Source organism: Ruegeria faecimaris (assembly GCF_900182615.1).
GTDB classification, from domain to species: domain Bacteria; phylum Pseudomonadota; class Alphaproteobacteria; order Rhodobacterales; family Rhodobacteraceae; genus Ruegeria; species Ruegeria faecimaris.
In genome coordinates this window covers 222,707-246,766 of record NZ_FXTE01000002.1, presented here as the reverse complement: position 1 = coordinate 246,766, position 24,060 = coordinate 222,707, and the positions used below count along the sequence as shown (strand labels likewise).

Here is a 24,060-nt window from a genome sequence, read left to right as displayed (position 1 = left end):
TGCTAACTGCCGGCCTGTGACATGCCGGCTTTCAGCTTCTCCAGCGTATTCAAAAGGCGGTCTAAGTCAGGTTCGTCCAGCCCGGTATCGGCGATCATGCAGGCGGTGATCTCATGCGCCACAGACCGTAATGCCGATCCCGCCCCTGTCAGAGAAACAACAACCTGGCGTTCGTCCTCTTTGCTACGGGTTCGGTCGACAAGCCCGTCGGCCTCAAGGCGTTTCAGCAGCGGGGTCAGCGTGCTGGTTTCCATCGACAACGCGTTGGCCAACTCACTGACATTTCGCCGGTCTCTCTGCCACAGCAGAGTCAGGGTGATGTATTGCGGATAGGTCAGCCCTAGCGGGCCGAGGTGTCTCTTATAAGCGCGGTTGATCACATGCCATGACGTATAGACCGCATGGCAAAACATCTCGTCGGTCTTCGGTTGGGTCGGAGAATCTGTCACGGCAGCACCTTCGCTCGCTTATATCGTGCACGATATAATTCATTGACCCACCCCCACAAGGTTGTTTACATCGTGCTCGATATTATTGTGTACGATATAGGAGGCAACACATGTCCTGGCTACCAACGCTCATCACCGAGACACCCGAGGAGGGATTTGACCTGGCAATCAAACTATCACGGATGGCGGTTAAGAAGACGCAGCCCAATGACGAGATTCGTCAGCGCCTGAGGCCGATCTACGAAAACGATGCGGACAGCCTGACTATGGTGTCGCATGTCGTGGCGACAAATTACCAGACTGTGGCGGCAGCGAACAACTATTGGCGCAAGTGAGTAAAGGTGAAATGGGCTGGGTGGCGGATGGGATGACCCATTCCTATACGCCCAGTTCCGCCCGCATCTTCTTGGTCAGCTTGGCCACGACCAGATCATAGGACGTCACGATATGCTCGCGCAGCGACGTGTCGCTCATCCCGCGGTCCTCATAGACCTGCAGCCATTTCATCCCGCGCGAGGCCAGATATGGCGCAGGGCGAATTCCGGGTTCGTCGCTCAGCACCTCAAAGGCCAGTTCAGTGGCTTTGAAGGTGAAGGCGTCCTGACCGTCGTTCCAGCCGCAGATCGCAAACACCTTGCCCCCCACTTTCCACACGTCTGCATTGCCCCATTGAACCACATGAGAGCTGGCCTTCAGGCCCGCGCAGAAACTGTTGAACTCTGCTCGCGTCATCGGCTCAGCCTCTTTGATCCGAAGTCCTTACCCACCTGTCAGGGCCTCACGAATTTGGCATTGCCAACGCGTTTTTGAGGGGCAGCGCTTTGTTCTGCATTCGGGGCAATCACTCCACAGGCCACACCATCCTGATCGGGATCGTTTTGCAGGTGATAGCCCGGCTCGCCCTCCAGAAACGGACCAGGAAGAACCGAGAGCGCAGCACCACATCCGGCAAGGGCAACAAGATGTAAAACCGCCTCATCACGCTCGAATTCGGAAGTGCGCAACCAGACGCTCAGGGCAATGATGCCTGTCGTCAGCGGCAACATGAGAACCATCAGGAGAATCCGCACCGGTGACAATGCGCGCCGGCGCAGAGCTTCGGCGCGTTGAACACGTTTGGCCGATTTCGGATCCGTGAACAGCGCCTTGGGAGTGGTCTTTTCTGGCTGCATTCCCGATCAATACACCAGTATCCGTGGGATGCCGATACCTAAGGGACAAACATATCTGTGAAACTCTGTCACGATGCAGGACGCTCTACGAACCTGGGCCAAGCAAACAAGACAGACCGGCCAATTTCTTGGCCGCTCGCTTGTGATCTGGCAGAGACCTAACGCACCACGTGCACTGAGCATGCAGCGTGGCGGACAACATGGGTAGCGGTGGAGCCCAAAAGCAAATCCTGCATACCTGGTCGATGAGACGCGATGATGATCAGATCCGGCTTATTCACGTCGGCCCAGTCAAGGATCGTCCGACCGGAATGCCCCTCGACAACGACTCCGCGGGCGCCCGAAATATTTTCCGCCAGCGCATCCAACTCGGCCTGAACGGCCTTGCGCGCATCCTCCAGATACCCGACCGGCATATAAGCGCTGGCATAGGCCGGTATATGTTCGACCACGTGCAGCAGCGTGACCTGTGACTCGGGTGCCGCCAACAGTTGCGCCAGTTTCAATGCGGACGGCATATCACGCGCGTCGTCGAATGATATTGGTACAAGAATATTGTGATACATGGCACGCGCCTCCTTGGTTGCTCAAGTATACTGGTCGATTACCAGACGCGTGACCTTGATCCAGGTCAGGATCAGTTGAAGGTTTCCGCAACATCGTACATGACGGGCTCAAAACTCTTGCACAACTCGTTGATTTTACGGTTTCTATCACGCATTTCTGACGTACGCAGCATGGCCAGAAAATCCTCGCGACGCTCCCATTGCGAATAATTGGCAATCCGGGTCTGGGCGTCGTTCACGTGCAATCCCGCTGCAACAAATCCAGGTTGCTTTGAGATGAAGCTGGCATAGGCATCCGTCAACGCCTCAAGCAGATCCTGGCAGGTGCCAGGCGTCATTTCAAATGTTGTGATTACGGTCTGCACAGTAGCGTTTTTGGAAATCTTTGGCATCTTGAAACTCCCTTGTCTGTCTCAAACCTAACACAGGATTCTGAAAGGTCTTGTGTTTCCTTTTGGCCTAGGCGCGCTCTTTTCAATTCGAAAAATAAACAAAACACTAACACTCCGTTAACCATGCTGACGGAAGCTGCAAGCATGTATCGCATTGCCCTGATATTGCACCTGTTGCTGATGGCCTCTCCTGCCTGGTCAGGTGCATGGCTGCGAGAAAAGGATGCAGCATTCACAGCCGCCTCACTGACAGCTTTTCGGCTCCCTGAGGATGGGTACGACTATAAAACCTCTCTCTATGCGGAATGGGGATACAGCCAGAACCTGACGGTCGGCTTTGATTTCGAACAAAACCAAGACCTCTATGGCCATGCACTCATCTTTGCCCGTGTCCCAGTAGCGGATTTGGGCCAATGGGGTCGGTTCGCTGCTGAATTTGGTGCCGGTGCATATCACAAACATGAACGGGCCTGGGCACAGTACAAAGTGACGCTGTCTTACGGCAAAGGATTCCAGAGCGCCTTGGGAAGCGGTTGGATCGCGATTGATGCCGCCATCGAAAACCGAACACATGATGACATCTATCGAAAGCTCGACCTGACAACAGGGCTTTCATCGGACAGGTTGATCAATCCCCTAATCCAAATCGAAACGGCCTACAGGTCTGGGCACTCGATATATTGGAAGGCACGCCCCTCGGTCATGATCCGAACCAAAGACAGTTCTACTACCTGGGTTCTGGGGGTGGAAAGAAATGATGCCCGCAAAAACACGGGCATCAAACTGGCTTTGTGGAACGAATTCTAAGTCCAATCCGTTCCTACATTAATTCCGGCAGACGCCCGCACCGTCAGCGCTCCATCCTCAGGATTGCTGAAACCTCGCCCTTCAGACCCTCAGGCCAGCGTAACTGGATATCAGATCCATCCACCCCGTGCTCCAGCAGGACATAGGGGTGCGAATATTTGGTTGACCCAAGCGCTGTCTTCAAAGGTCCCAGAACGGTAACCGAGTCACAACTGCGCGCCTTGCCACCAAAGGGCAACCGGTCCTCAGAAGACACCGTCCACGCCGTTGCAGCTGTGTTCTGTGCGTGCCGTACCCTCAGTGGATTTGCGGTTTTAGCAGTGACGCCATGGAACGTATTGTTTTCAAACGTCACGTTCAAATGGGCTGTGTTGTTCAGATCAGCGAATGTCGTGTCCACGCGTTCGGCCCGGTCGATCCCTCCGTTGATGGACCGGAATTTGTTTCCCGTCACGACGACGCCGTTCAGGAAATGCCCGGCGCCATAGGGACGAATGACAATGCTGCTGAACCAGGGCGCGACCTCGTTCGAGTAGAAGATATTGTCGGTAATGCTCATGGCGCTGAATGAGAAGCCAGCGGTGTAAACAGGGTCTGAATCCCGCTCATTTGTCCATTCGACAAAACAGTTATCGACATAGTTCTCGGCGATGGTCGAGCTGTTGTAAGTTCCGATCATGACCAAACCGGCCGAGCGCACCCCCTGAGTAATGCTGTCTCCCTGGAAAAAATGGTTGCCTAGGACCATGTTGTTGGTCCCTGCCAGCACCGCAAAATGCAGGAAACGAACCGCGCGATTGTGGCGCAACTTGATGTCATTGGCCGTTGAGTTCAACGCAATCGACTTGCGATCTGAGACGTCAAAGGACTCTTCAGAAGACAGGAACTGACAATTATCGACCAACATGCCCTGACACCCTGTACCGATCGAGGTGATACCGCGATCCAAAGGTCGGCTGATAAAACAGTTCGTTATGGCAAATGTGCTGCCTGACGGCGCAAGGCGGATTGCGCTACAGCGGCCATTGCATTGAAACTCGATCTCTTCCATTCCGAACTTGCGCAACGTGCTGAAACCGCTGAAATCAAGCAGATATTTGAAAGACAAAAAGGTAAATGTCTGCGTCCCGGATGCGTTATAGATCGGCGCGTTCAAAGTGATCTCTCCCGCCCCCTCATCCTTGGACCGGACATAGATCTCGCGGCCAACGCCGCTGCCCTGCACCAGCGCGCCGACAGGAATGTTGGCAACATTCGCAACATTGGTCAAACGCGTTGGGTCCGACGGGCTGTAGGTTGCCAGAGATGTGAATGTCTCGGTGCCCCAGGCCGAACTGCTTTGAACATCGAACTGGCCATTGCGGATGATCCGGCGTGTCGAAAACCCTGTTTGTTTGTTCGGAACCGCCGCTGCCATGTCAATCGGCTCACTCACCGAAATCTTGCGCCCGCCCAGATCCAGCGATTCATGATCCGAGTTGTTCAGCAAAGCCTGAAAGGCCTTTTTGAATGCCAGGTCCTCGGCGCCGAAGGCCGTGATATAGGCCGGCAGGTTAAAGTTCTTCGTCAGCAAGAGCATCTTGTCATCGGGCATTGTGACCATGCCCTCAAATTCAATCTCAGACGAGATCGTCGTGTTTTCCGTCAACAGGTAGGTGCCATCCGAGACAAAGACACGTCGTCCATTCGCTGCCTGATCAGCGGCGACAAACGCTGCTGTGTCATCCGCTACACCATCACCGACCGCCCCGAAATCACGGATATCGACCAGAGAGATCATGTCGCGCAGGAACACATTGGTGACATCCGTAATCTCGATATCGTCGATCCGGACCACAGCGCCGTTGGTGCCTTCAATATCCAGCCCGAAATGCCCGTACAGGGTGGAAACACCCCAAGGCATATCCACACCCGTCCGTTGCCCCGCGCCCACAATCGCAGTGATTTCATGCACGGTGCCGTACCCGGACAGCTGTGTTGCCGGGCCCTGTTCGACCACGCCCGGCACCTGAACATCACCTGCCCCGCCCGCCCAGGCGGCGATACGAACTTCGGGCAAGGGGCCGCTAATCGCTTTTACCCGAGCTTTGATCTGCAAGTAGCATCCCGGCAGCAGCGGTGTCTGGCCCATATAGCGCAGCTGTTGTGTTGCGTTTACCTTCAGGATTTCCAGACATCCGCCAAAATCCGCATCGGCCGGGACATATACGCCGTTCCCCGATCCGTCATAGGTTGGCGAACCCGGAGTACCATCGCCGCTCGACCACACGTTCAGACCGGATGCGAAAACAGGCGGCATGAATACGATGCCGTCAGTGATTGCCTTATTCATAGAAATCCCTTTCCCAATCGCGCTGCGGTCAGTCGCCGTGCGCATAAACCCAGTGCCCAGGGCCACGCACCCCGAACGCAAAAGTCTGAGTATCGAAAAGGAATTAACCGCCGTTCATATCACCGTGACGGTGGTGTTGCGTTACGCCGCCGGATCCGAATTGCCCAAAAGCTGCACGCCATTGATTTTCCAGCCCTCTTCCTGAGGGATCATCTCGTAGTCCAGAATGTGAATCTGCCCGTCGCCATCCGTGATCATCACCTTCTGCCACAACGCCCCTGAAATTTCGCGAAGTTCCAGAAACCGCACGTCCGCAGGCCGCCAGACCATCGGATAGCCACGCCGGACCATCACCCCGAAATTCTCAGGCGTTCCGAAAAGGCGCTGGATAGTGGGGCTGGCAAATGTAAAGGCGGTTGCGAAATCATCCACCATGAACGCCTGTATCTGCCCCGCGATATTCGCCTCGATCTCGGCGTTTTGGGCAAAGGCACCGGATGCCAGTCCGGCGCTTATAGATACAGCAAGCATAAAACGACGCATGGGGCCACCTCCTGATTGAAGGATAGTCCCACGCGCGATCAGGTCAAATCAGACCAGCTCTCCGGCCAGCGCCTTGTCGATCAAGGCGACTGTTTCCGGCACGCCATAAAGCGCGATGAACCCACCAAATCGCGGCCCCTGGGATGCGCCCAACAACACCTCGTAGAGCGCGGTGAACCAGCCCCGCATAGGGTCAAACCGCTCGCGCCCGACAGAGTAGACCACCGATTGCAGCGCCTCATCCTCGATCGGTCCGTCATATGCCGCCAGCTCTGCTTTCAACGCCTCCAGCGCTTCGCGCTCTTGATCCGTCGGCGCCCGGTGCTGGCGGGTGGGTTTGACGAAATCGTTAAAGTAGCGGACCGCAAAGCCCGCCGCCTGATCCAGATCAGGATGCGTCTCAGCCGTGGCCTCAGGCGCATAGCGACGGATGAACCCCCACAGCGCCTCTTTGTCCTCGGCCCCGGAAACCGAAGCAAGATTCAGCAACATCGCAAAGGGCACCATCAGCGTCGTTTCAGGAACCTCCCCACCGTGGATATGCCACACCGGATTGTTCAACTGCGCCTTCAGCTCCTGCCCCGGATAGGCCCGCAGTTGCTGATGATATTCATCATAGGCCTTGGGGATCACATCAAAATGCATGCGCTTGGCGGTCTTGGGCTTTTGATACATAAAATACGCAAGACTCTCAGTCGGTGCATAGGTCAGCCATTCGTCGATCGAGACGCCATTGCCCGAAGATTTCGAAATCTTCTGACCGTTCTCATCCAAAAACAGCTCATAACTGAAATGCTCTGGCGCACGGCCACCCAACGCCCGGCAGATCGCGTCATAGATCTTTTCGTTGGTGGCATGTTCCTTGCCGTACATTTCAAAATCGACGCCCAGAGCGGCCCAGCGCGCACCGAAATCCGGCTTCCACTGCAGCTTTACGTTGCCCCCCGTGACTGGCAGCGTCCATTCCTTGCCGTCGTCGTCATCAAAGGTGACGGTATAGGTCTCGGCGCAGACCTTTTTCATCGGCACGTACAGAACCCGACCTGTTTCGGGGTGGATCGGCAGGAAGATCGAATAGGTCTGCTGCCGCTCTTCTCGCAGGCTTTTCAACATGATGGCCATTACGGCATCATAGTTGTCGACCGCCCGCTTCAGAATCTCGTCAAACTGACCCGAGCGATAAAAGTCGCGCGCCGAATAGAAATCATACTCGAACCCAAAAGTGTCGAGGAACCGGCGTAACATTGCGTTGTTGTATTCGCCAAAGCTTGGGTATTCGCCGAACGGATCAGGGACCGAAGTCAGAGGACGCTGCAAATGCTCTTCAAGCGCTTCGGGATTCGGCACGTTGCCGGGCACTTTGCGCATACCGTCCAAATCGTCCGAGAAACAGATCAGCTTGGTCGGAATATCCGACAGCGCCTCAAACGCACGCTTGACCATGGTGGTCCGCGCCACTTCGCCAAATGTCCCGATATGCGGCAAGCCGGACGGGCCATAGCCCGTCTCGAACAACACATACCCCTTGTCCGGAGCCCCTTTCTGATAGCGTTTGAGCAACCGGCGCGCCTCTTCAAAAGGCCAGGCCTTGGACGACATCGCGGTTTCACGCAGTTCAGACATTTTCTTTAAGCTCCATCGGGAAAACAGCGTCGGCTTTCGTTTGCCGCCGACCGACCCCTCCTATTGTGCCGGTGCAGCATGAGTCAATAAAGCAAGCTGTTTTTCCTGTCTGGAAACTGGCCTCAGACGACTAACTGATCCAACTTGGCCGCCCAGATGAAATCATTCTCACTAAGGCCGTCAATTTCGTGGGTCGTCAGCTGAACATCCACATATCCCCATCCAAATCTGATGTCGGGATGATGCCCTTGCTGATCGGCCAGCCAGGCGCAAAGGTTTGCCAGATAGGTCGCCTTGGCAAAGCCTTTGAATTTGAAATGACGGCTGAGAGTTTTTGCATCCGCATCCAGCGACCAATCGGAGGTCAACTGGGCCAGATGCGCGCTTGCCGCATCACGGTTCAAAGCTGGAATGCCGCCGGAACAAGGGGCACAGGTCCGATCCGATAGGGTGCAGGTTTGTTCTGATGTGGTCATGTCCAGCTTACTCCGCCGCTGTTGCCTTTTCGGGAAACTTATTCGGCAACAGGCCCAGTGATTGCGCCTTATGCACATCCGCCAGCAAATCCCGATCGGCGGCAGCAAACAGTTCCTCGGGGTCGTCCAGCACGAAATAGCCCATCTGGTGCATATCAATCCGGTAGGGCGTGCGCAGGATCGTCAGAACGTCAAAGGGATCGCGGTCGGGTATTTCGCTTTCCACCGCGTAGACAAGTTCGGTCGGGGATGAGGCAAGCCCCGATCCCAGCGCCTTGATCACCCCATCCTGACGCCGCAGACCAAATTCGATCGAAAACCAATACAGACGGATCAGCCAAGCATAGTCCTTTTCACCGGCCCGCACCCCAGCCATTCCGATAGCATGACTGAACGCAGCAAATCGCGGATCGCTCAACAACGGAGTATGGCCGAAAATTTCATGAAAGATGTCCGGTTCCTCGATATAATCGAAATCCTCGCGGGACCGGATGAACGAGGCGGCGGGGAAAACCCGGTTGGCCAACATACCAAAGAAAGTCTTGAACCCGATCAGCGCGGGTACAGGCTGCACTTTCCAGCCTGTCATATCCAGAAGTCTCTCAGAAATATCAGCGCATGATGGAACACGGGTTTTCGGAAGCTCCAGCCGGTCCAGCCCCTCAAGATAATCACGCGCCATATAGCGCTGTATGTTCTCTTGCTGAGCGGCATAAAGATCAGCCCAGACAGCATCCTCTTCGTCGGTATATGTGATGTGACCCTCGGCATTGGCCACCTTGGCGACGTATTTTGTCGACTTTGGCATGGAAGCTCCTCCTGAAAAGAGCATAGCCAGCCATCGTGAAAAATTTCATTTGAATGTTTTTCAGGATCATACAATATGAACGAAACATTTCACAAACTCAAAAGATATGACGCAAATGCTTCAAAACGCGGATATCGCCATCCTGCAAGAGCTTCAGACCGATGGCCGTCTGTCTATGCAAGAGCTCGCGGATCGTACCGGCCTGTCTGCCTCGCAATGTTGGCGGCGGGTTCGCGATCTCGAAGCTGCCGGGGTTGTGGCAGGCTATACCGCTCGTGTGCCCGCCAAATCCGTCGGCCTGAACGCAATAGCCTATGTTCATGTTGCGCTGCGCGATCATCAGGAAGACAGCATCACTTCGTTTTTGCGGCTGGTTGAGACCGAGGCTCAGATTGTCGAGTGCGCCTCAATCACCGGGGATCATGACTTCATTCTGAAAGTCTATTCGAAAACACCCGAAGATCTTGAGGCGTTCATCATGCAAAGGCTGTTGAAATCGGGGTTAGTCCGCGACACTCGCAGCAATTTTGTACTGCGGCAGACGAAAACACGTGGCCCTTTGCCCATTCTTTGATCTATCGCTCCAAAATCCGTTGAACCTATTCCCTGCCCCACCTATCGTGCGGGATCAGAACAGTTCAATCAGGACACCCCTATGACCAACCAAGTGCCACACCCGATGTCTCCTCAAGATTGCCTCGTGGCGATTATGGTTGCGATCTCTGCATCAGATGAGACCATCCGCACCGCCGAGCTGGTCAAAATCGAGGGCGCGGTCAACATGCTGCCTGTCTTTGCAGAATATGACATCGACCGGATGTATCGCGTTTCCCAGATCGTCTTCGATCTGTTTGAACAAGAAGATGGTCTGGATGCCCTGTTTGGACTGATTCGCGACAACCTGCCCGAACGCCTGAACGAAACCTCCTATGCGCTTGCATGTGATGTTGCGGCTGCAGATGGTACGCTGGCAGAATCCGAATTGCGGCTGCTCGAGGAAATCCGTTACGAGTTGGACATCGACCGTTTGCATGCCGCTGCCATCGAGCGCGGCGCGCGGGCACGGCACACGACCTGACATCAGCTGCTGCCGGCCAGCTTCCCCCACCTTTCGATCAGTGCGCGCTGCAATTTGCGCGACCTGTTATTCCAGCTCCGCCCGCCTTCGGGCCGTTCACGATACGCTCGGGGGATCGTTGCGCGATGTTCTATGTCGGCCGTGAATATCGCAAAGGCCAGCTCTGCCCCATCCGGTGAGGTTATGAACCCACCCAGGCCCGAGACAAAGTTCAGGGTTCCGGTTTTCGCATTCACTCTGATCGGATGATCCTTGACCGGCCGCCCCTGACTGTCGGCAAGGGTAAATTTCTTCAGCAAAGGCCGGAGGTCTCCGGCTTTCTGCGCCGCCAGCAGCGCGACCACCAAGTCCTCGGGCGCTACGCGTGAATCGCCCCCAAGCCCTGAATGATCGACCATCGCAACCCCGGTCACACCATAGGTCTCTGTGGCCCATCTGTTCATCTCGGCGGCTGACTCCGCCAAAGTCTGCGGTCGCGTACCACGCGCCCTCGAGGCAGCGAGCCCCACCATCTCGGCAGTGAGATTGGTCGAGTATTTCAGCATGCCCTGCAATATGCTCTCGAGCGGGTCGCTTTGATGAATGACCAAAGGGGTTCCATTCGGCATCTGCCGCGTGACCTGCGTCCGCCCCAGCACAATTCCGTTGGATCGGGCCAATGTTCTGAAAACGTCGCCTGCATAAAGCGCGGGCTTGCGGACAGGCAGCCACCGCGCCCCATCGCTACCCAACGCGCCTTTGGCAACAGTCCACCGGTCCTGACGGGCGCTGGGTTCGTAGGTATAGATCGGCAGATTGCGGCCCTCGACCTTCATCGACGCCATGTCCACTGCAGGCGTATAGCGCGTGCTGCGGGCATCCATGGTCACGTCATAGTTGGCGCCCTGCTTTTTCCACTCGAAATGCACGCGATTGAAATTCAGAGAAATGCCGCTGATCGCAGGGCTGTACCCCAAATGATCTGGCTGCCCCGGATCAATGCTGAACACGTAAGGCAACGCGCCATCATAAATTTTGAACGCGCCGCGGACCTCGGTGATTCCGGCCTCGCGCAAGTTTGCCGCCATCGTGGCCAGCGCATCCGTATCCAGCAAAGGATCACCACCGCCAACAAGAACAAGATCGCCGTTCAAAATGCCGTTTTCTATGGGCCCCTCAGCGACCAACGCAGTTTCGAACCTGTAGTCAGCACCCAACACATTCAGCGCGTAAAGCGCGGTCAGGGCCTTGCCAACACTTGCCGGTGGCAAACCCCGGTCGCCACCATAGGCTTCAAGCACCGTGCCTGTATCAGCGTCGGCTACAGCAAAGGCGACTTCGCCGCGCAGGTTCGCGGCTTCGACCAAGCGCACAACACCTACGATCGGCTCATCACGAATCTGAGGCCTCAATGATGTAAGCGGTGCCTCAGCCATAACGGCTACAGGCATCAGGGCCGTGCCCAGACCAGCAATAAATCCTCGTCGCGAATAACGATCAATCATGGGTCAATTAAAATCCCAGAGATCACAGGCAAACAACCTGAGATCCGAATTATGGGCCCACAGGGGCTATTCAGGCAACACCTTGTTGCCCCAAACCCCCTGAATGCGCAACTGGGTCGAACTGACATCCAGCATCGGCACATTCACAAAACACCACGCCGGGGCCTGTGCCCGGCCGAGTAAATGCCGCGCCTGCCCGTCAATCCGGTAGTCGGCATAGCGACGCGCCGCAGGGGACATACGTGCAGAGATGCGGTCTCCGGGACGGGCAACAACGCCAACCGGTACGGTTTCAATAATCGACTGCCAATCCTGCCACTTATGGAATTGCGCCAGGTTATCCGCGCCCATCAGCCAGACAAACCTGACCTGCGGATAAAGCTTCTGCAGGGCGGCGACAGTATCCGCCGTGGCGCGTGTGCCGGTCTGGGCCTCGATATCCGTCACCTCGACACGTGGATGCTGCATCACAGCTTGCGCTGCCTTCACCCGCCGCGCCAATGGCGCAGGCCCGCGCTCTTTCAACGGATTACCCGGAGAGACCAGCCACCACACCCGATCCAACCCAAAGGCCTTCATCGCCTCGAGTGTCACATGCACATGGCCCTTATGCGGCGGATCAAATGACCCCCCGAACAACCCCACGACCTGCCCGGGCCGTACATATGGGATAGAGCTACGCTGCATCTCTTGCTGATGTTCAGAACTCGGCGGGGTTGTCAATCAACAGGTTGTTCAAGACGAAAGCGATTAAACTGCGACGACTTCCCACATCCGGCAGTCTGGCGCGCCGCGCGTCACTCAGTAGATTAACCACCGAATTAGTTTGAACGATTTGGAGTCCCCGATGCGATTGACAATCCCCGAACCCAAAATTGACCTCTATACTGACGGCTTTGCCGTGCATGACAAACTATCCCGCAAACCTACCGGAGATAAGCTCTCAGAACTTGTCGAACGCATTGATGATCCATTGGTCATAGCACTGGACGGAGCGTGGGGGTCAGGCAAATCCTTCTTCCTGAAATGCTGGGTCGGAGAGCACCTGAAACGCGAAGGAAACATCACTCAAACCGTCTATTTTGACGCGTTCAAACATGATTTTCTTGACGACCCTTTGATTGCGCTGACCGGCGCGATTGCGGGACGGTTTGAAGACGCGGATGACGAAACCGCCCAGAAGGCTTGGAACAAAGCCAAACGAGTGGCTCCTGCTCTCGGTCGGGCGATTGTTCGTGCCGGGGTTTCAGTCGCCACAGCGGGTCTTGTGAATAAAGCAGACGAATTGGCGGATGCTGCAATTGAAACTGCTTCGCGCGAACTTGATGGAGCTGTTGCCGAATTCTGGAAAAGAGAAAACGAAAAACGGGCTGCGATGGAGAGCTTTCGTCAAGCGTTGGTTGATCTGACGGAGCCAGACGAGCAAAAAACACCATCCCGAAAGCTGATCGTTGTGATCGACGAGTTGGATCGATGCAGACCGGATTATGCGCTCGCACTGCTTGAAGTTATCAAACATTTTTTCAAAGTTGATGGCGTTCACTTTGTCTTAGGTGCAAATTTAAACGAACTGGAGAATTCCGTTCGTAAACGCTACGGCGGTGCTGTCGCTGCGGCGCAGTATCTTCAGAAGTTTATCTCAATAACAGTCAATGTCCCGCAAAACCAAAGCGGATTTATGGACTTCGCGAGCGTACAACACTACAGGTACGTCATTAAATCACTCGGAACCGGAGATGATTGGCGGCACTTGCGTGTTCTGCAACTTCTTGAGCTAATGCCACGGTCTACGCAACCTTCCCTTCGCGACATTGAAAAAATCGCTGCGTGTATTGCAATTTCTCCGGATGTGGAATTGCGAAATGAACTAGAATACACCGCACTTGCCGTCATGACCCTGCTTTCGGTCACTCGGCCAGAGTTGTTCAGGCAAACTTTGAAGAGCCAGGCCGACCTTGACGAATTGCTGAATTATTTTAGCGTCACAGAACGCGATGGTTCTTCGGTGATGCAAGACATTCAAGGCACCGTGTTCTGGATCTGCCAACTTACCCAGAAGCCGGAAGTTCTAATAACAAATGAGCAATCTCAATGGTTTTCAAGCATGGGTCTTGATAACAATAACAAACACATGAGACGAAAGTTTTTACAAGGCATTCACAATAAGACACTGGCTTTGTTTCGCTTGCCAAGATGAAGTGCGTTGCACATTGCCCCCACCCCACGCATCCGCTATCACACCGCCCAACCAAATTTCTCCGACCCAAAGGACGCGACATGGCCGCCTATCAATATGTCTACCACATGCAGGGTGTCTCCAAGACATATCCCGGTGGCAAGAAGTGCTTTGAAAACATCCACCTGAGCTTTCTGCCCGGCGTGAAAATCGGTGTTGTCGGCGTCAACGGCGCGGGTAAATCGACGCTGATGAAGATCATGGCCGGCCTCGACAAGGATTTCACCGGCGAGGCCTGGGCGGCCGAAGGCGCCAAAGTCGGTTACCTGCCGCAGGAACCGAAGCTGGACGAAAGCCTCAGCGTGCGCGAAAACGTCATGCTGGGCGTGGCCGAGAAAAAGGCGATCCTCGACCGCTATAACGAATTGGCGATGAACTACTCAGACGAAACCGCGGATGAGATGGCCAAGCTGCAGGACGAGATCGACAGCCAGAACCTCTGGGATCTCGACAGCCAGATCGACGTTTCGATGGAGGCCCTGCGCTGCCCGCCTGACGATGCCAACATCGCCAACCTCTCGGGCGGTGAAAAACGCCGCGTCGCGCTGTGCAAACTGCTGCTGGAAGCGCCCGACATGCTGCTGCTCGACGAGCCGACCAACCACCTGGATGCCGAAACAATCGCCTGGCTGCAACAGCACCTGATCGACTACAAGGGCACCATCCTGATCGTCACTCACGACCGCTATTTCCTCGACAGCATCACCGGCTGGATCCTCGAACTCGACCGGGGTCGTGGGCTGCCTTACGAGGGCAACTATTCCGCGTGGCTGGAACAAAAGGCCAAACGGTTGGAGCAGGAAGCCCGCGAGGACAAATCAAAGCAGAAGACCCTGCAACGCGAACTCGACTGGATGCGCCAAGGCCAGAAGGCCCGTCAGGCCAAATCCAAAGCCCGGATCAACGCCTATAATGATTTGGCCGAACAGTCCGAGCGCGAAAAGCTGACCCGCGCACAGATCGTCATCCCCAACGGCCAACGCCTTGGCGGTAAGGTGATCGAGGTCGAAGGCCTGTCCAAACACTTGGGCGATAAGCAACTGATCGAGAACCTCGACTTTACCCTGCCCCCCGGCGGAATTGTCGGCGTCATCGGCCCCAACGGCGCCGGTAAATCGACGCTGTTCAAGATGCTCACCGGTCAGGAACAGCCCGACGCAGGCACCATCACGCTTGGCGACACGGTTGAACTGTCCTATGTCGACCAGTCCCGCGATGACCTGAAGGACAACGACACCGTATGGGAGGCGATCACCGGCGGGGCCGAGATCATCCAACTGGGTGACGCACAGGTCAATTCCCGCGCCTATTGCTCCTCCTTCAACTTCAAGGGCGGCGACCAGCAGAAAAAGGTCTCGCTGCTGTCAGGGGGCGAGCGCAACCGAGTCCACATGGCCCGCCTGCTGAAAGAGGGCGGCAACGTCCTGCTGCTCGATGAACCGACCAACGATTTGGACGTCGAAACCCTGCGCGCGCTGGAAGACGCGCTGGTCGATTTCGCCGGCTGCGCCGTGGTCATCAGCCACGACCGCTTCTTCCTCGACCGGATCTGCACGCATATTCTGGCGTTTGAGGGTGACGCCCATGTCGAATGGTTCGAGGGCAACTTCGAGGATTACGAAGAGGACAAGAAACGCCGTCTGGGACCAGACGCGCTGGAGCCGAAGCGGTTGAAGCATAAGAAGTTTGCGCGATGAGACGGAAGCTCAAAAGACGGTTGGAAAAATGGCAACGTAGCGCGCTGAAAATCAGCGCGCCGCTGCGCAAGCGCATCCGGCAAATGTACAAGACAGATTACTGTGTGATCGTCGCAAGCAATGGCCGGTCGGGCAGCACCATGACCTACCATGCGCTGCGCGATGCACTGGAAAGGCTGGACCCAAACCTCTCGGGTCAGGCCAGTTTCGTGTCTCGGTTGGACGACGCCACCTTCCAGGCGCCGTTTCTTTACAAGACGCATGATTTTCCTCAGGTTTTGTCAAACTGGTCAAAAGATACCCGAGTCGTCTTTTGCTTTGGCTCGACAAAGGACTCTACCTTTTCAGTCTACACAGCGATGGAAGGCTATGGCCCTGAGTGGATAAAAAAGCACTTCTACAATCTGCATGCGACAGGCACATATGACGAGCTTTTCGAACGGGATGTGCTGCAACAGGCACGGCAGATCAAGGAATGGGTCACTTATGACGACATCCCGGTATTGTGCGTTCACTACGATGCGTTGTGGGAATATCAGGACGAAATCTCTGAATTTACCGGATTGAAATTTGTACCGGCTCCGCGGCGTGAACGGGCTGAAAAAGATATTCCGGAAGATCTGCGAAAGGCCGCGAGCCAAATCTACGATCCGATTGACGAAGTGATTTCCCAGCTTCCCAGATGTTTTGTGGCCTCGCCCGAAATGAACGAGATCGTGGGCAAATTGCCACTCGCAAAGTGATCCTCGGTCGGTCTGGCGCGTGACGTTCTTCCGGGCGCTCGCGAATCCAAAAAATTCAGTCTAACCACATACATTGTATAGATTGTTTCAGGATATTCTGATGCGTAGATTCTGATGCCTGGCGCTAGTTTCAGTCGTTCAGGATTGCAAATCCGGCTTGTCACATCTCGTCTGAACTGGCATACCCAGAGTGCTACCGTTTTTCTATTTCGACCCACTGTCTCCTTCTACGGCGTTCAGTCTATCGATACAGACGACGACGCCAGGCTGTCGCAACTCCGTGGGCAGCACCAGATAAGGAGAACAGGATATGCCTTCAGGCACCGTAAAATGGTTCAACACCACCAAAGGCTACGGCTTTATTGCACCCGAAGATGGCGGCAAAGACATCTTCGTTCACATCTCGGCCGTCGAACGCTCGGGCCTGACCGGTCTGGCCGACAACCAGAAAGTCACGTACGAGCTGCGCTCGGGTCGTGACGGTCGCGAAAGCGCCGACGACATCCAGCTGGCGTAAGCCGCTGTAAGGGCAGGGTTTTCCTCTGCCCTTTTCTATTTGTGCCTGAGCGACCACCTGTAAAAGTGTGTCCCGGCGATTACATCACAATTCAGTTACTCTTCCCCGACGATTGACCGGATCGGATATCATCCGGACACTATGGTCATGATTTTTCTGTTGTATTGAAGAGAGCTGATATGTTGACACGCCGTACATTCCTGACTGCAACAGCAGCAGCAAGCCTTGTTTCGACCGCCGCGTCGGCAAAGAAAGCAGTCGAATACGACCCCACTCCACAATTTGTTCGAATCAAAAAGCAATTCCTGCCAGGCCAGCTTCTGGTGGTTCCACGCTCGTTCTATCTGTACTTCGTAACAGAACCTCGCAAGGCAATCCGTTACGGGTGCGGGGTGGGCAAAGCCGGGCTGGAGTTCACCGGAACAGCGACCATAGACGTCAAAAAGGAGTGGCCCACCTGGCGCCCCACCAATGAAATGATCGAGCGTGAGCCAATTACATATGCTCGTTTCAAGGATAACGACTATGTGCAGCCTGGCGGTGACGGCAATCCGTTAGGTGCACGGGCGCTTTATCTGTTCCAGAACGGCGTTGACACTTATTTCCGAATTCACGGGACCACTCAGCCGCAGACCATAGGCCGTGCAGCCTCGAACGGATGTATACGCATGCTGAACACGCATGTCATCGACCTGTACCAGCGGGTGCCGATTGGAACAGTTGTGACGGTCGTCTGATCAATCTTCTGCTGATTTCACAAGTTCCAAAACCTTTGGTCCAAGGTCTTCAACGATGAGGGCCACACCACTGGCGTTGGGATGGATGCCATCTGCCTGCATGTGTTCCCGTACTTCTTCGGGGTTTCCTGCCGCAGTCAAACCTGTGAAAAAACTCGGCGCATATCCAGTCTGATATCGATCCGCCAGATCGGGGTAGATCGCATCAAATGCGGCTTTGTAATCTGGGCCATAATTCCCCGGCGCCTGCATTCCGACCAACAACACGGCGACCTCAGCGCCATCTGCTGCTTTCAAGATCGTCTCAAGATTTGCGCGTGCAACTGCCGGATCAAGCCCTCGCAACAGATCGTTCCCGCCCAATGCGACAATCATCCCATCCACGTCGGGCGTCAGTGTCCAGTCCACACGCGCCGCCCCTCCGGCGGTGGTGTCCCCGGATACACCCGCATTGATCAGGCGCACATCCGCCCCGTGATCCTTCAACCAACGACCCAGCTGCGGGACAAATCCGTCTTGCTCGGGCAGGCCGTACCCTTGAGTCAAAGAATCCCCGAGAGCGGCAATCACTACGGTTTCTGCTGTGGCCGCAAAGCCGCAACACATGATAAGCACCGGCATCAAAGCCTTGCGCAACATCTCAACTGCTCCATATCCCATTTGATTACCTCGGTTCGGACCAACCCATGATCGCAACTGTTCTATCGCTTGAAAATGCCGCTTTATCGCTGGATGGCAATGCCGGTCAGGTAGATATCCTGCACGACATCACGCTTTCCGTACACAAGGGCGAGACACTGGGTCTGATTGGGCCGTCCGGGTCAGGAAAATCGTCGTTACTGATGCTGATGGGCGGGCTGGAACAGGCGACGGGCGGCCAGGTAACCGCACTCGGGCAAAATCTGACCCGCATGAACGAAGACGAGCTCGCACGGTTCCGACGCAACAGCATGGGCGTTGTATTTCAGAATTTCCACCTGATCCCCACGATGACTGCCCTTGAGAACGTGGCCACACCGCTGGAGTTGGCCGGTCACAAAGATGCCTTTCAACGGGCCGAGGCCGAATTGGAGTCCGTAGGGCTGACGCATCGACGCGACCATTATCCGGCGCAGCTCTCCGGTGGAGAGCAGCAGCGCGTCGCGCTAGCCCGTGCCTCTGCCCCGCGACCACAGATCCTGCTGGCGGATGAGCCTACCGGCAATCTGGACGAAACAAACGGAGCCGCCATCATTGACCTGCTGCTTGGCCTGCGCGACAGGCATGGTGCTACTTTGGTTCTGGTGACCCATAGCCACACCCTTGCGCGCAGATGTGACCGTGTTGTCCGGCTGCGCGATGGAAGGATTGCCGATGACACAAGGCAAGAGGCCGCCGAATGAGCCTGCGGATGGCCGGGCGGCTGGCGCGGCGGGAACTGCGCGGAGGTCTGCGCGGTTTTCGGGTGTTTCTGGCTTGTCTTGCACTTGGGGTCGCTGCCATTGCCGCAGTGGGTTCGGTCCGCCACGCCATCCAAACCGGACTGACGCAAGAAGGCGCGGCTCTGCTGGGCGGGGATGCACAGCTGGAATTCACCTATCGCTTTGCGGATGAGGCTGAGCGTGCATGGATGAACGACGCGGCCTTAGCCATCTCCGAAGTCGTCGATTTTCGGTCAATGGCAGTCACGCAGCAGAATAGTGACCCACAGCGGGCGCTTACGCAGGTCAAATCCGTTGACGACTCCTATCCATTGTTGGGCAAGCCCATACTAGAGCCCCAGATGCCCCTGCGTGACGCCTTTACAGGCCAGCAAGGGGCGCCCGGTGCCGTAATGGCTCCCGCTCTGATCGACCGGCTTCAGCTATCGGTTGGGGATCGGTTTTCACTTGGAACTCAGGAATTTGTCCTGATGGCAGCCCTGATCCACGAACCGGACGGGGCGGCAGACGGGTTTGGATTGGGTCCGCGCACGCTGATCCGCACACAGGACTTGCTGAATTCCGGATTATTGGCACCGGGTACTCTGTTTTCCACCAAATACCGTCTGGATCTGCCGCCGGGGTCTGATCTTACAGCTCTTTCGGCGCAGGCAAGCGAAGCCCTTAAAGGCAGCGGAATGCGGTGGACCGATGCACGGAACGGTGCCCCCGGCATTTCAGAATTTGTTGCCCGGCTCAGCGCTTTTCTGGTTCTGGTTGGACTATCCGGGCTGGCTGTTGGCGGCATCGGCGTATCTGCAGCGGTGCGCGCCTATCTGGCGCAAAAGACTGAAACCATTGCTACCTTGCGTACTTTGGGTGCCGATCGGGCGACCGTGTTTCAGACTTATCTGATCCAGATCGGTATTCTCTCTGGCATCGGCATTTTTCTGGGCATCATATTGGGTGGATCGGTGCCTCTACTGCTTGCGCCGCTGATCGAAACTCGCCTGCCTGTGCCCGCAGTGTTCTCGTTCTATCCGCAGCCTCTGGCTGAAGCCGCGCTTTACGGCGTGCTCACCGCCTTTTTATTCACACTCTGGCCCCTTGCCCGTACTGAAGAAGTCCGTGCAGCCACCCTGTTTCGCGATGCGCTGTCTTCGGCGCGCTTCTTGCCTCGTGCAAAATATGTTCTTGCCACAGGCATCGGGCTTGCGGCGCTGATCAGCGCAGCCGCCTTTTTCAGCGGATCGGCGCGCCTGACCCTTTGGACCAGCGGCGGGTTGGCCGGAGCGTTGGTTCTGCTTTCGGTGGCGGCGCTGGCAATCCGCAAACTGGCACGCTTTACCACAAAACCCGCTCGAGGGAATCCGCCCCTGCGATGGGCCCTGTCTGCCATTTCCGACCCACGCGAAGGAGCCGCATCGGTTGTCCTGTCACTGGGGCTGGGCCTGTCGGTTCTGGCCGCAGTCGGGCAGATCGACGGCACGCTGCGAAACGCGATTTCAGGAAACCTGCCCGATGTCGCCCCTTCTTATTTCTTCGTCGATATCCAGAAAGAGCAGATGCCTGGCTTTACCGAACGGCTGGAAAACGACCCTGCCGTAAGCCGGATCCAAAGCGCGCCCATGCTGCGCGGGATCATCACACAGATTAACGGGCAGCCCGCGATTGAGGTCGCCGGGGACCACTGGGTACTGGAAGGCGACCGCGGGGTCACCTATTCCGACGCCCCGCCCTCGAACGCACGGGTCACCGCCGGGGAATGGTGGTCCGAAGACTATTCCGGAACGCCTCAGGTCAGCTTCGCCGCTGAAGAGGCCGAAGAGATGGGCCTGAAGCTGGGTGACCAACTGACCGTCAACATATTGGGGCGCGACATCACCGCAGAGCTCACCTCTCTGCGCGAGGTGGATTTCTCGACCGCCGGGATGGGTTTCATCATGTCCATGAACCCGTCGGCCCTGGCCGGCGCCCCGCATAGCTTCATTGCCACCGTCTATGCCGAAGAGCAGGCCGAAGCCGCGATCCTTCGTGATCTGGCGGGTAAATTCCCCAATATCACCGCAATCCGTGTCCGCGATGCGATTGACCGGGTCTCGGGTCTGCTGGCCGGGTTGGCCGCTGCGACGTCTTATGGGGCTGGTGTATCGCTGCTAACCGGCTTTCTGGTCCTGATCGGCGCCGCGGCAGCGGGTGAACCAGCCCGGCGGTACGAGGCCGCAGTCCTGAAGACCATCGGTGCCGACCGACGGCGCATATTGATCAGCTTTGCCCTTCGGGCTGTTCTGCTGGGGTCTGCCGCTGGAATTGTAGCCCTGATGGTGGGCATCCTCGGCGGCTGGGCGGTTGCGACATATATTTTCGACACCAGCTTTGACGTCATTTGGCCATCTGCCATCGGCATCGTATTGGCCGGGATCATCGTCACGCTGGGCGCGGGGTTGATCTTTGCCTTGAAACCCCTTGCCGTTCGCCCGGCGCGCATCTTGCGCGCCAGCGACTGAGTTTATCGGACGCAGGCGACGGGCTGCAAAATCGTCAGCAGATTTGCATTGTCACACACCAGCGAATCCAGCGTGATTTCGTCCAGCGAGGCATAAAAGACCTCGGCCGCGTCCCGCAGCGCAAGGCGCAGCCGGCAGGCGTTGGTGAGCGGGCATGTATTGTCGGCATCCGCAAAGCACTCGGCAATCGGCAAGTCGCCCTCGATATGTCGAAAAACCGAACCGATCCGTATCTGATCAGCAGATCTAGCGAGTACCATACCACCATTGCGACCGCGATGAGTGCTCAGATAATCTAACTGGCTGAGTTGGTTGATCACCTGCGCCAAGTGGTTTTCCGAGATATTGCAGGCCTTTGCGATCTCGGATTTGGTCACCAACCTGTCTGGATTTGCTGCACAATACATCAGTAGGCGCACAGCAATATTTGTCCGCTTGGTTATCCGCATGTTTGCCTCCCTAAGTTCAACATGCTGCCTTATTGCATGTTGGGCAAAAAAGCGGTTTGACATACATCAATTCCCGGTCAGAAGTGATCCCGCATGGCAGATCCCTATTTCTTTGGCTACGGCAGCCTCGTGAACCTCGCGACCCACGATTTCCCCGACCCGCATCCCGCGCAGTTGAAGGGATGGCGGCGGGCCTGGCGGCATACCGATTTGCGCCCGGTCGCTTTCCTGACTGCCATTCCGGATCCCACTTCTGAAATCGACGGCATGATTGCCCATGTCCCGGGCAATGACTGGGACGCGCTGGATCAACGTGAGTGGGCCTACGACCGCGTTCCAGCGACTAAGGCCGTCACCCATTCTCTGCCACACGAGGTTGAGATCGCTGTTTATGCCGTACCTGATGACCGTCAATCCGCGGCCAGCCGGCGCCACCCCCTGCTGATGAGCTATATCGATGTGGTTGTGCAGGGCTATTTGCGTGCGTTCGGGTCCGAGGGCGCCGATCGCTTTTTTGCCACCACTGATGGCTGGGACGCCCCGATCCTGAATGACCGGGCAGAGCCGCGGTATCCGCGCCACCAGGCATTGAAACCGGATGAGACTTGTTTTGTGGATGATCGGCTGAAGCGAATAGCAGCCCAGATCGTAAAGACCTTATAGAAAAAGGCGCGGCCAGCAGACCACGCCTTATCACAATCTAACGCACTAAGATCAGCCGCGCGCGCGGATCACCTGCAGAAGGGGCAACAGGGTGGCCATCTCGGGGCCGCGCTCCATTCCTGTCAGTGCCTTGCGCAAAGGCATGAACAGACTCTTGCCCTTGCGGCCTGTCGCGTCTTTCACCGCGCTGGTCCACTGCCCCCAGGTCGCGCCGTCGAACGGGCCTTCTGGCAACAACGCCACGGCCTCGGTGATGAACTCTCGGTCTTCATCGGCAATCAGTGGTTCGGCACCGTTACGGCACAGCTCCCACCACCCTTTCAGGTCTGCCAGAGTGGTGATGTTCTCGCGGGCCATGGCCCAGAATGGTTCGGCCAGTTCGGCCGGTACGCCCGCATCTGCCACAGCATCCGCAACGTCGGCCAATGACAAAGATTGCAGGTGTTTTGCCGTCAACGGAAACAAGTCCTGAACGTCAAACTTGGTCGGTGCGGCACCAAAACGACCAATGTCAAATCCATCGATCAGCTCGGCCATCTCTGTCCGCAACTCAACCGGGTCGGATGAGCCCAGACGCGCCATCAAGCTGAGCAATGCTAACGGCTGTACGCCCTGCTCGCGCAGATCACGCAGAGCCAGCGTGCCCAGTCGCTTAGACAGCGCCTCGCCCTGGGGGCCGGTCAGCAGAGAATGATGTGCAAAACGCGGGCAAGTTCCACCCAACGCTTGGATGATCTGAATCTGCGTCGCGGTATTGGTCACATGGTCCGAGCCACGCACCACATCGGTCACACCCATTTCGGTATCATCGACCACCGACGCAATCGTGTACAGAACCTGACCGTCGCCCCGGATCAGAACCGGGTCAGAGACTGAGGCCGCATCAATCGAAATATCGCCCAGAATGCCGTCGGTCCACTCGATCCGTTCATGATCCAGCCTAAAGCGCCAGACACCGTTGCCACGTTCGGCCCGCAGCGCGTCTTTCTCGGCGTCGTTAAGGTTCAATGCTGCGCGGTCATAAACCGGCGGCTTGCCCATGTTCAGTTGTTTCTTGCGCTTGAGGTCCAGCTCGGTCGGGGTTTCGAAGGCTTCATAGAACCGGCCCTTCTCGCGCAGCTTGTCGGCTGCCTCGGCATAGCGGTCCAGACGCTCGGACTGTCGTTCGACCCGGTCCCAATGCAGGCCCAACCACTCGAGGTCCTGCTTGATGGCATCGACATATTCTTCCTTCGACCGCTCGGGGTCTGTGTCGTCGATACGCAGGATGAACGTGCCGCCAGCCTTGCGGGCAATCAGGTAGTTCATCAGCGCTGTGCGCAGGTTGCCCACATGGATGTAACCGGTGGGTGACGGGGCGAAACGGGTGGTTGTCATAGGA

27 protein-coding genes and 1 pseudogene are annotated in these 24,060 nt (G+C 56.4%); 13 read left to right on the top strand and 15 right to left on the bottom strand.

Annotated features, from left to right (window positions below; genetic code table 11):
• Positions 1-2 precede the first annotated feature (2 nt).
• The gene (locus FN806_RS07500; protein ID WP_246097189.1) at positions 3-449 is read right to left on the bottom strand and encodes a MarR family winged helix-turn-helix transcriptional regulator; all 447 of its coding nucleotides are present in this window, start codon (positions 447-449) and stop codon (positions 3-5) included.
• Between the two features lie 110 nt (positions 450-559).
• Here FN806_RS07500 and FN806_RS07495 point away from each other — a divergent pair, with 110 nt between their 5' ends.
• A complete protein-coding gene (locus FN806_RS07495) occupies positions 560-784 on the top strand; it encodes a hexameric tyrosine-coordinated heme protein (RefSeq protein WP_142635660.1) in 225 nt (74 codons plus the stop codon).
• Between the two features lie 43 nt (positions 785-827).
• Here FN806_RS07495 and FN806_RS07490 read toward each other — a convergent pair whose 3' ends face one another.
• The 4 genes from FN806_RS07490 to FN806_RS07475 all read right to left on the bottom strand — a co-directional run bounded on the left by FN806_RS07490 (position 828) and on the right by FN806_RS07475 (position 2,579).
• A complete protein-coding gene (locus FN806_RS07490) occupies positions 828-1,181 on the bottom strand; it encodes an MmcQ/YjbR family DNA-binding protein (protein ID WP_142635658.1) in 354 nt (117 codons plus the stop codon).
• Between the two features lie 38 nt (positions 1,182-1,219).
• The gene (locus FN806_RS07485; protein ID WP_246097187.1) at positions 1,220-1,621 is read right to left on the bottom strand and encodes an excalibur calcium-binding domain-containing protein; all 402 of its coding nucleotides are present in this window, start codon (positions 1,619-1,621) and stop codon (positions 1,220-1,222) included.
• A gap of 158 nt (positions 1,622-1,779) precedes the next feature.
• A complete protein-coding gene (locus FN806_RS07480) occupies positions 1,780-2,187 on the bottom strand; it encodes a universal stress protein (RefSeq protein ID WP_142635656.1) in 408 nt (135 codons plus the stop codon).
• A 71-nt stretch (positions 2,188-2,258) separates the two neighbouring features.
• On the bottom strand, positions 2,259-2,579 hold the full coding sequence (locus tag FN806_RS07475) for an antibiotic biosynthesis monooxygenase family protein (protein WP_142635654.1): 321 nt from the start codon (positions 2,577-2,579) through the stop codon (positions 2,259-2,261).
• A gap of 123 nt (positions 2,580-2,702) precedes the next feature.
• Between FN806_RS07475 and FN806_RS07470 the strand changes: the two genes are divergently transcribed.
• Complete coding sequence (locus FN806_RS07470) at positions 2,703-3,386, top strand: hypothetical protein (RefSeq protein ID WP_246097186.1); 684 nt, start codon at positions 2,703-2,705, stop codon at positions 3,384-3,386.
• Positions 3,387-3,429: 43 nt separating this feature from the next.
• On the opposite strand, the gene FN806_RS07465 is transcribed toward FN806_RS07470, so the two are convergent.
• From FN806_RS07465 to phhA, 5 genes are all read right to left on the bottom strand, one after another.
• A complete protein-coding gene (locus FN806_RS07465) occupies positions 3,430-5,718 on the bottom strand; it encodes a glycosyl hydrolase family 28-related protein (protein ID WP_142635652.1) in 2,289 nt (762 codons plus the stop codon).
• Positions 5,719-5,859: 141 nt separating this feature from the next.
• On the bottom strand, positions 5,860-6,261 hold the full coding sequence (locus tag FN806_RS07460; protein WP_142635650.1) for a DUF4864 domain-containing protein: 402 nt from the start codon (positions 6,259-6,261) through the stop codon (positions 5,860-5,862).
• 48 nt (positions 6,262-6,309) lie between these two features.
• A complete protein-coding gene (locus tag FN806_RS07455; RefSeq protein ID WP_142635648.1) occupies positions 6,310-7,884 on the bottom strand; it encodes a lysine--tRNA ligase in 1,575 nt (524 codons plus the stop codon).
• A 122-nt stretch (positions 7,885-8,006) separates the two neighbouring features.
• Positions 8,007-8,360 carry a 4a-hydroxytetrahydrobiopterin dehydratase gene (locus FN806_RS07450; RefSeq protein WP_142635646.1) on the bottom strand — a complete coding sequence of 118 codons (354 nt, stop codon included), beginning with the start codon at positions 8,358-8,360 and terminating at the stop codon, positions 8,007-8,009.
• Between the two features lie 7 nt (positions 8,361-8,367).
• Positions 8,368-9,168, bottom strand: coding sequence for a phenylalanine 4-monooxygenase (gene phhA, locus FN806_RS07445; RefSeq protein ID WP_142635644.1), 801 nt, complete (start codon positions 9,166-9,168; stop codon positions 8,368-8,370).
• Between the two features lie 100 nt (positions 9,169-9,268).
• On the opposite strand from phhA, the pseudogene FN806_RS20895 reads away from it, so the two are divergent.
• The 3 genes and pseudogenes from FN806_RS20895 to FN806_RS07435 all read left to right on the top strand — a co-directional run.
• A pseudogene (locus FN806_RS20895) lies at positions 9,269-9,415 on the top strand (Lrp/AsnC family transcriptional regulator); the annotation flags it as partial.
• 9 nt (positions 9,416-9,424) lie between these two features.
• The gene (locus FN806_RS07440; protein WP_484336714.1) at positions 9,425-9,742 is read left to right on the top strand and encodes an Lrp/AsnC family transcriptional regulator; all 318 of its coding nucleotides are present in this window, start codon (positions 9,425-9,427) and stop codon (positions 9,740-9,742) included.
• 81 nt (positions 9,743-9,823) lie between these two features.
• Positions 9,824-10,246, top strand: a complete 423-nt coding sequence (locus FN806_RS07435) for a tellurite resistance TerB family protein (protein WP_142635642.1) — start codon at positions 9,824-9,826, stop codon at positions 10,244-10,246.
• A 2-nt stretch (positions 10,247-10,248) separates the two neighbouring features.
• Here the strand turns inward: FN806_RS07435 and dacB are convergent, their stop codons facing one another.
• Complete coding sequence (gene dacB, locus FN806_RS07430) at positions 10,249-11,730, bottom strand: D-alanyl-D-alanine carboxypeptidase/D-alanyl-D-alanine endopeptidase (protein ID WP_142635640.1); 1,482 nt, start codon at positions 11,728-11,730, stop codon at positions 10,249-10,251.
• A 66-nt stretch (positions 11,731-11,796) separates the two neighbouring features.
• On the bottom strand, positions 11,797-12,417 hold the full coding sequence (locus tag FN806_RS07425; protein ID WP_142635638.1) for a nicotinate-nucleotide adenylyltransferase: 621 nt from the start codon (positions 12,415-12,417) through the stop codon (positions 11,797-11,799).
• A 160-nt stretch (positions 12,418-12,577) separates the two neighbouring features.
• On the opposite strand from FN806_RS07425, the gene FN806_RS07420 reads away from it, so the two are divergent.
• From FN806_RS07420 to FN806_RS07400, 5 genes are all read left to right on the top strand, one after another.
• Complete coding sequence (locus FN806_RS07420) at positions 12,578-13,927, top strand: KAP family P-loop NTPase fold protein (RefSeq protein ID WP_142635636.1); 1,350 nt, start codon at positions 12,578-12,580, stop codon at positions 13,925-13,927.
• Positions 13,928-14,007: 80 nt separating this feature from the next.
• Positions 14,008-15,663, top strand: coding sequence for an energy-dependent translational throttle protein EttA (gene ettA, locus FN806_RS07415; RefSeq protein WP_142635634.1), 1,656 nt, complete (start codon positions 14,008-14,010; stop codon positions 15,661-15,663).
• Positions 15,660-16,406: a hypothetical protein gene (locus FN806_RS07410; protein ID WP_142635632.1), complete on the top strand. Its 747-nt coding sequence runs from the start codon at positions 15,660-15,662 to the stop codon at positions 16,404-16,406. The genes ettA and FN806_RS07410 overlap by 4 nt, the downstream gene beginning before the upstream one ends.
• Positions 16,407-16,716: 310 nt before the next feature.
• The gene (locus FN806_RS07405) at positions 16,717-16,923 is read left to right on the top strand and encodes a cold-shock protein (protein ID WP_142635630.1); all 207 of its coding nucleotides are present in this window, start codon (positions 16,717-16,719) and stop codon (positions 16,921-16,923) included.
• Between the two features lie 179 nt (positions 16,924-17,102).
• Entirely contained in the window at positions 17,103-17,660 is a 558-nt protein-coding gene (locus tag FN806_RS07400; protein WP_142635628.1) for a L,D-transpeptidase, read from the top strand.
• On the opposite strand, the gene FN806_RS07395 is transcribed toward FN806_RS07400, so the two are convergent.
• Positions 17,661-18,320: an arylesterase gene (locus FN806_RS07395; protein ID WP_246097184.1), complete on the bottom strand. Its 660-nt coding sequence runs from the start codon at positions 18,318-18,320 to the stop codon at positions 17,661-17,663.
• 26 nt (positions 18,321-18,346) lie between these two features.
• On the opposite strand from FN806_RS07395, the gene FN806_RS07390 reads away from it, so the two are divergent.
• A complete protein-coding gene (locus tag FN806_RS07390) occupies positions 18,347-19,042 on the top strand; it encodes an ABC transporter ATP-binding protein (RefSeq protein ID WP_142635626.1) in 696 nt (231 codons plus the stop codon).
• The gene (locus FN806_RS07385; protein WP_142635624.1) at positions 19,039-21,567 is read left to right on the top strand and encodes an ABC transporter permease; all 2,529 of its coding nucleotides are present in this window, start codon (positions 19,039-19,041) and stop codon (positions 21,565-21,567) included. Before FN806_RS07390 ends, FN806_RS07385 begins: the two co-directional genes overlap by 4 nt.
• A 2-nt stretch (positions 21,568-21,569) precedes the next feature.
• On the opposite strand, the gene FN806_RS07380 is transcribed toward FN806_RS07385, so the two are convergent.
• Positions 21,570-22,016: an RrF2 family transcriptional regulator gene (locus FN806_RS07380; RefSeq protein WP_142635622.1), complete on the bottom strand. Its 447-nt coding sequence runs from the start codon at positions 22,014-22,016 to the stop codon at positions 21,570-21,572.
• A gap of 93 nt (positions 22,017-22,109) precedes the next feature.
• Between FN806_RS07380 and FN806_RS07375 the strand changes: the two genes are divergently transcribed.
• Positions 22,110-22,679 carry a gamma-glutamylcyclotransferase family protein gene (locus FN806_RS07375; protein WP_142635620.1) on the top strand — a complete coding sequence of 190 codons (570 nt, stop codon included), beginning with the start codon at positions 22,110-22,112 and terminating at the stop codon, positions 22,677-22,679.
• Between the two features lie 51 nt (positions 22,680-22,730).
• On the opposite strand, the gene gltX is transcribed toward FN806_RS07375, so the two are convergent.
• Positions 22,731-24,056 (bottom strand): glutamate--tRNA ligase, encoded by a 1,326-nt coding sequence (gene gltX / locus FN806_RS07370; RefSeq protein WP_142635618.1) that lies wholly within the window; start codon positions 24,054-24,056, stop codon positions 22,731-22,733.
• Positions 24,057-24,060 lie beyond the last annotated feature (4 nt).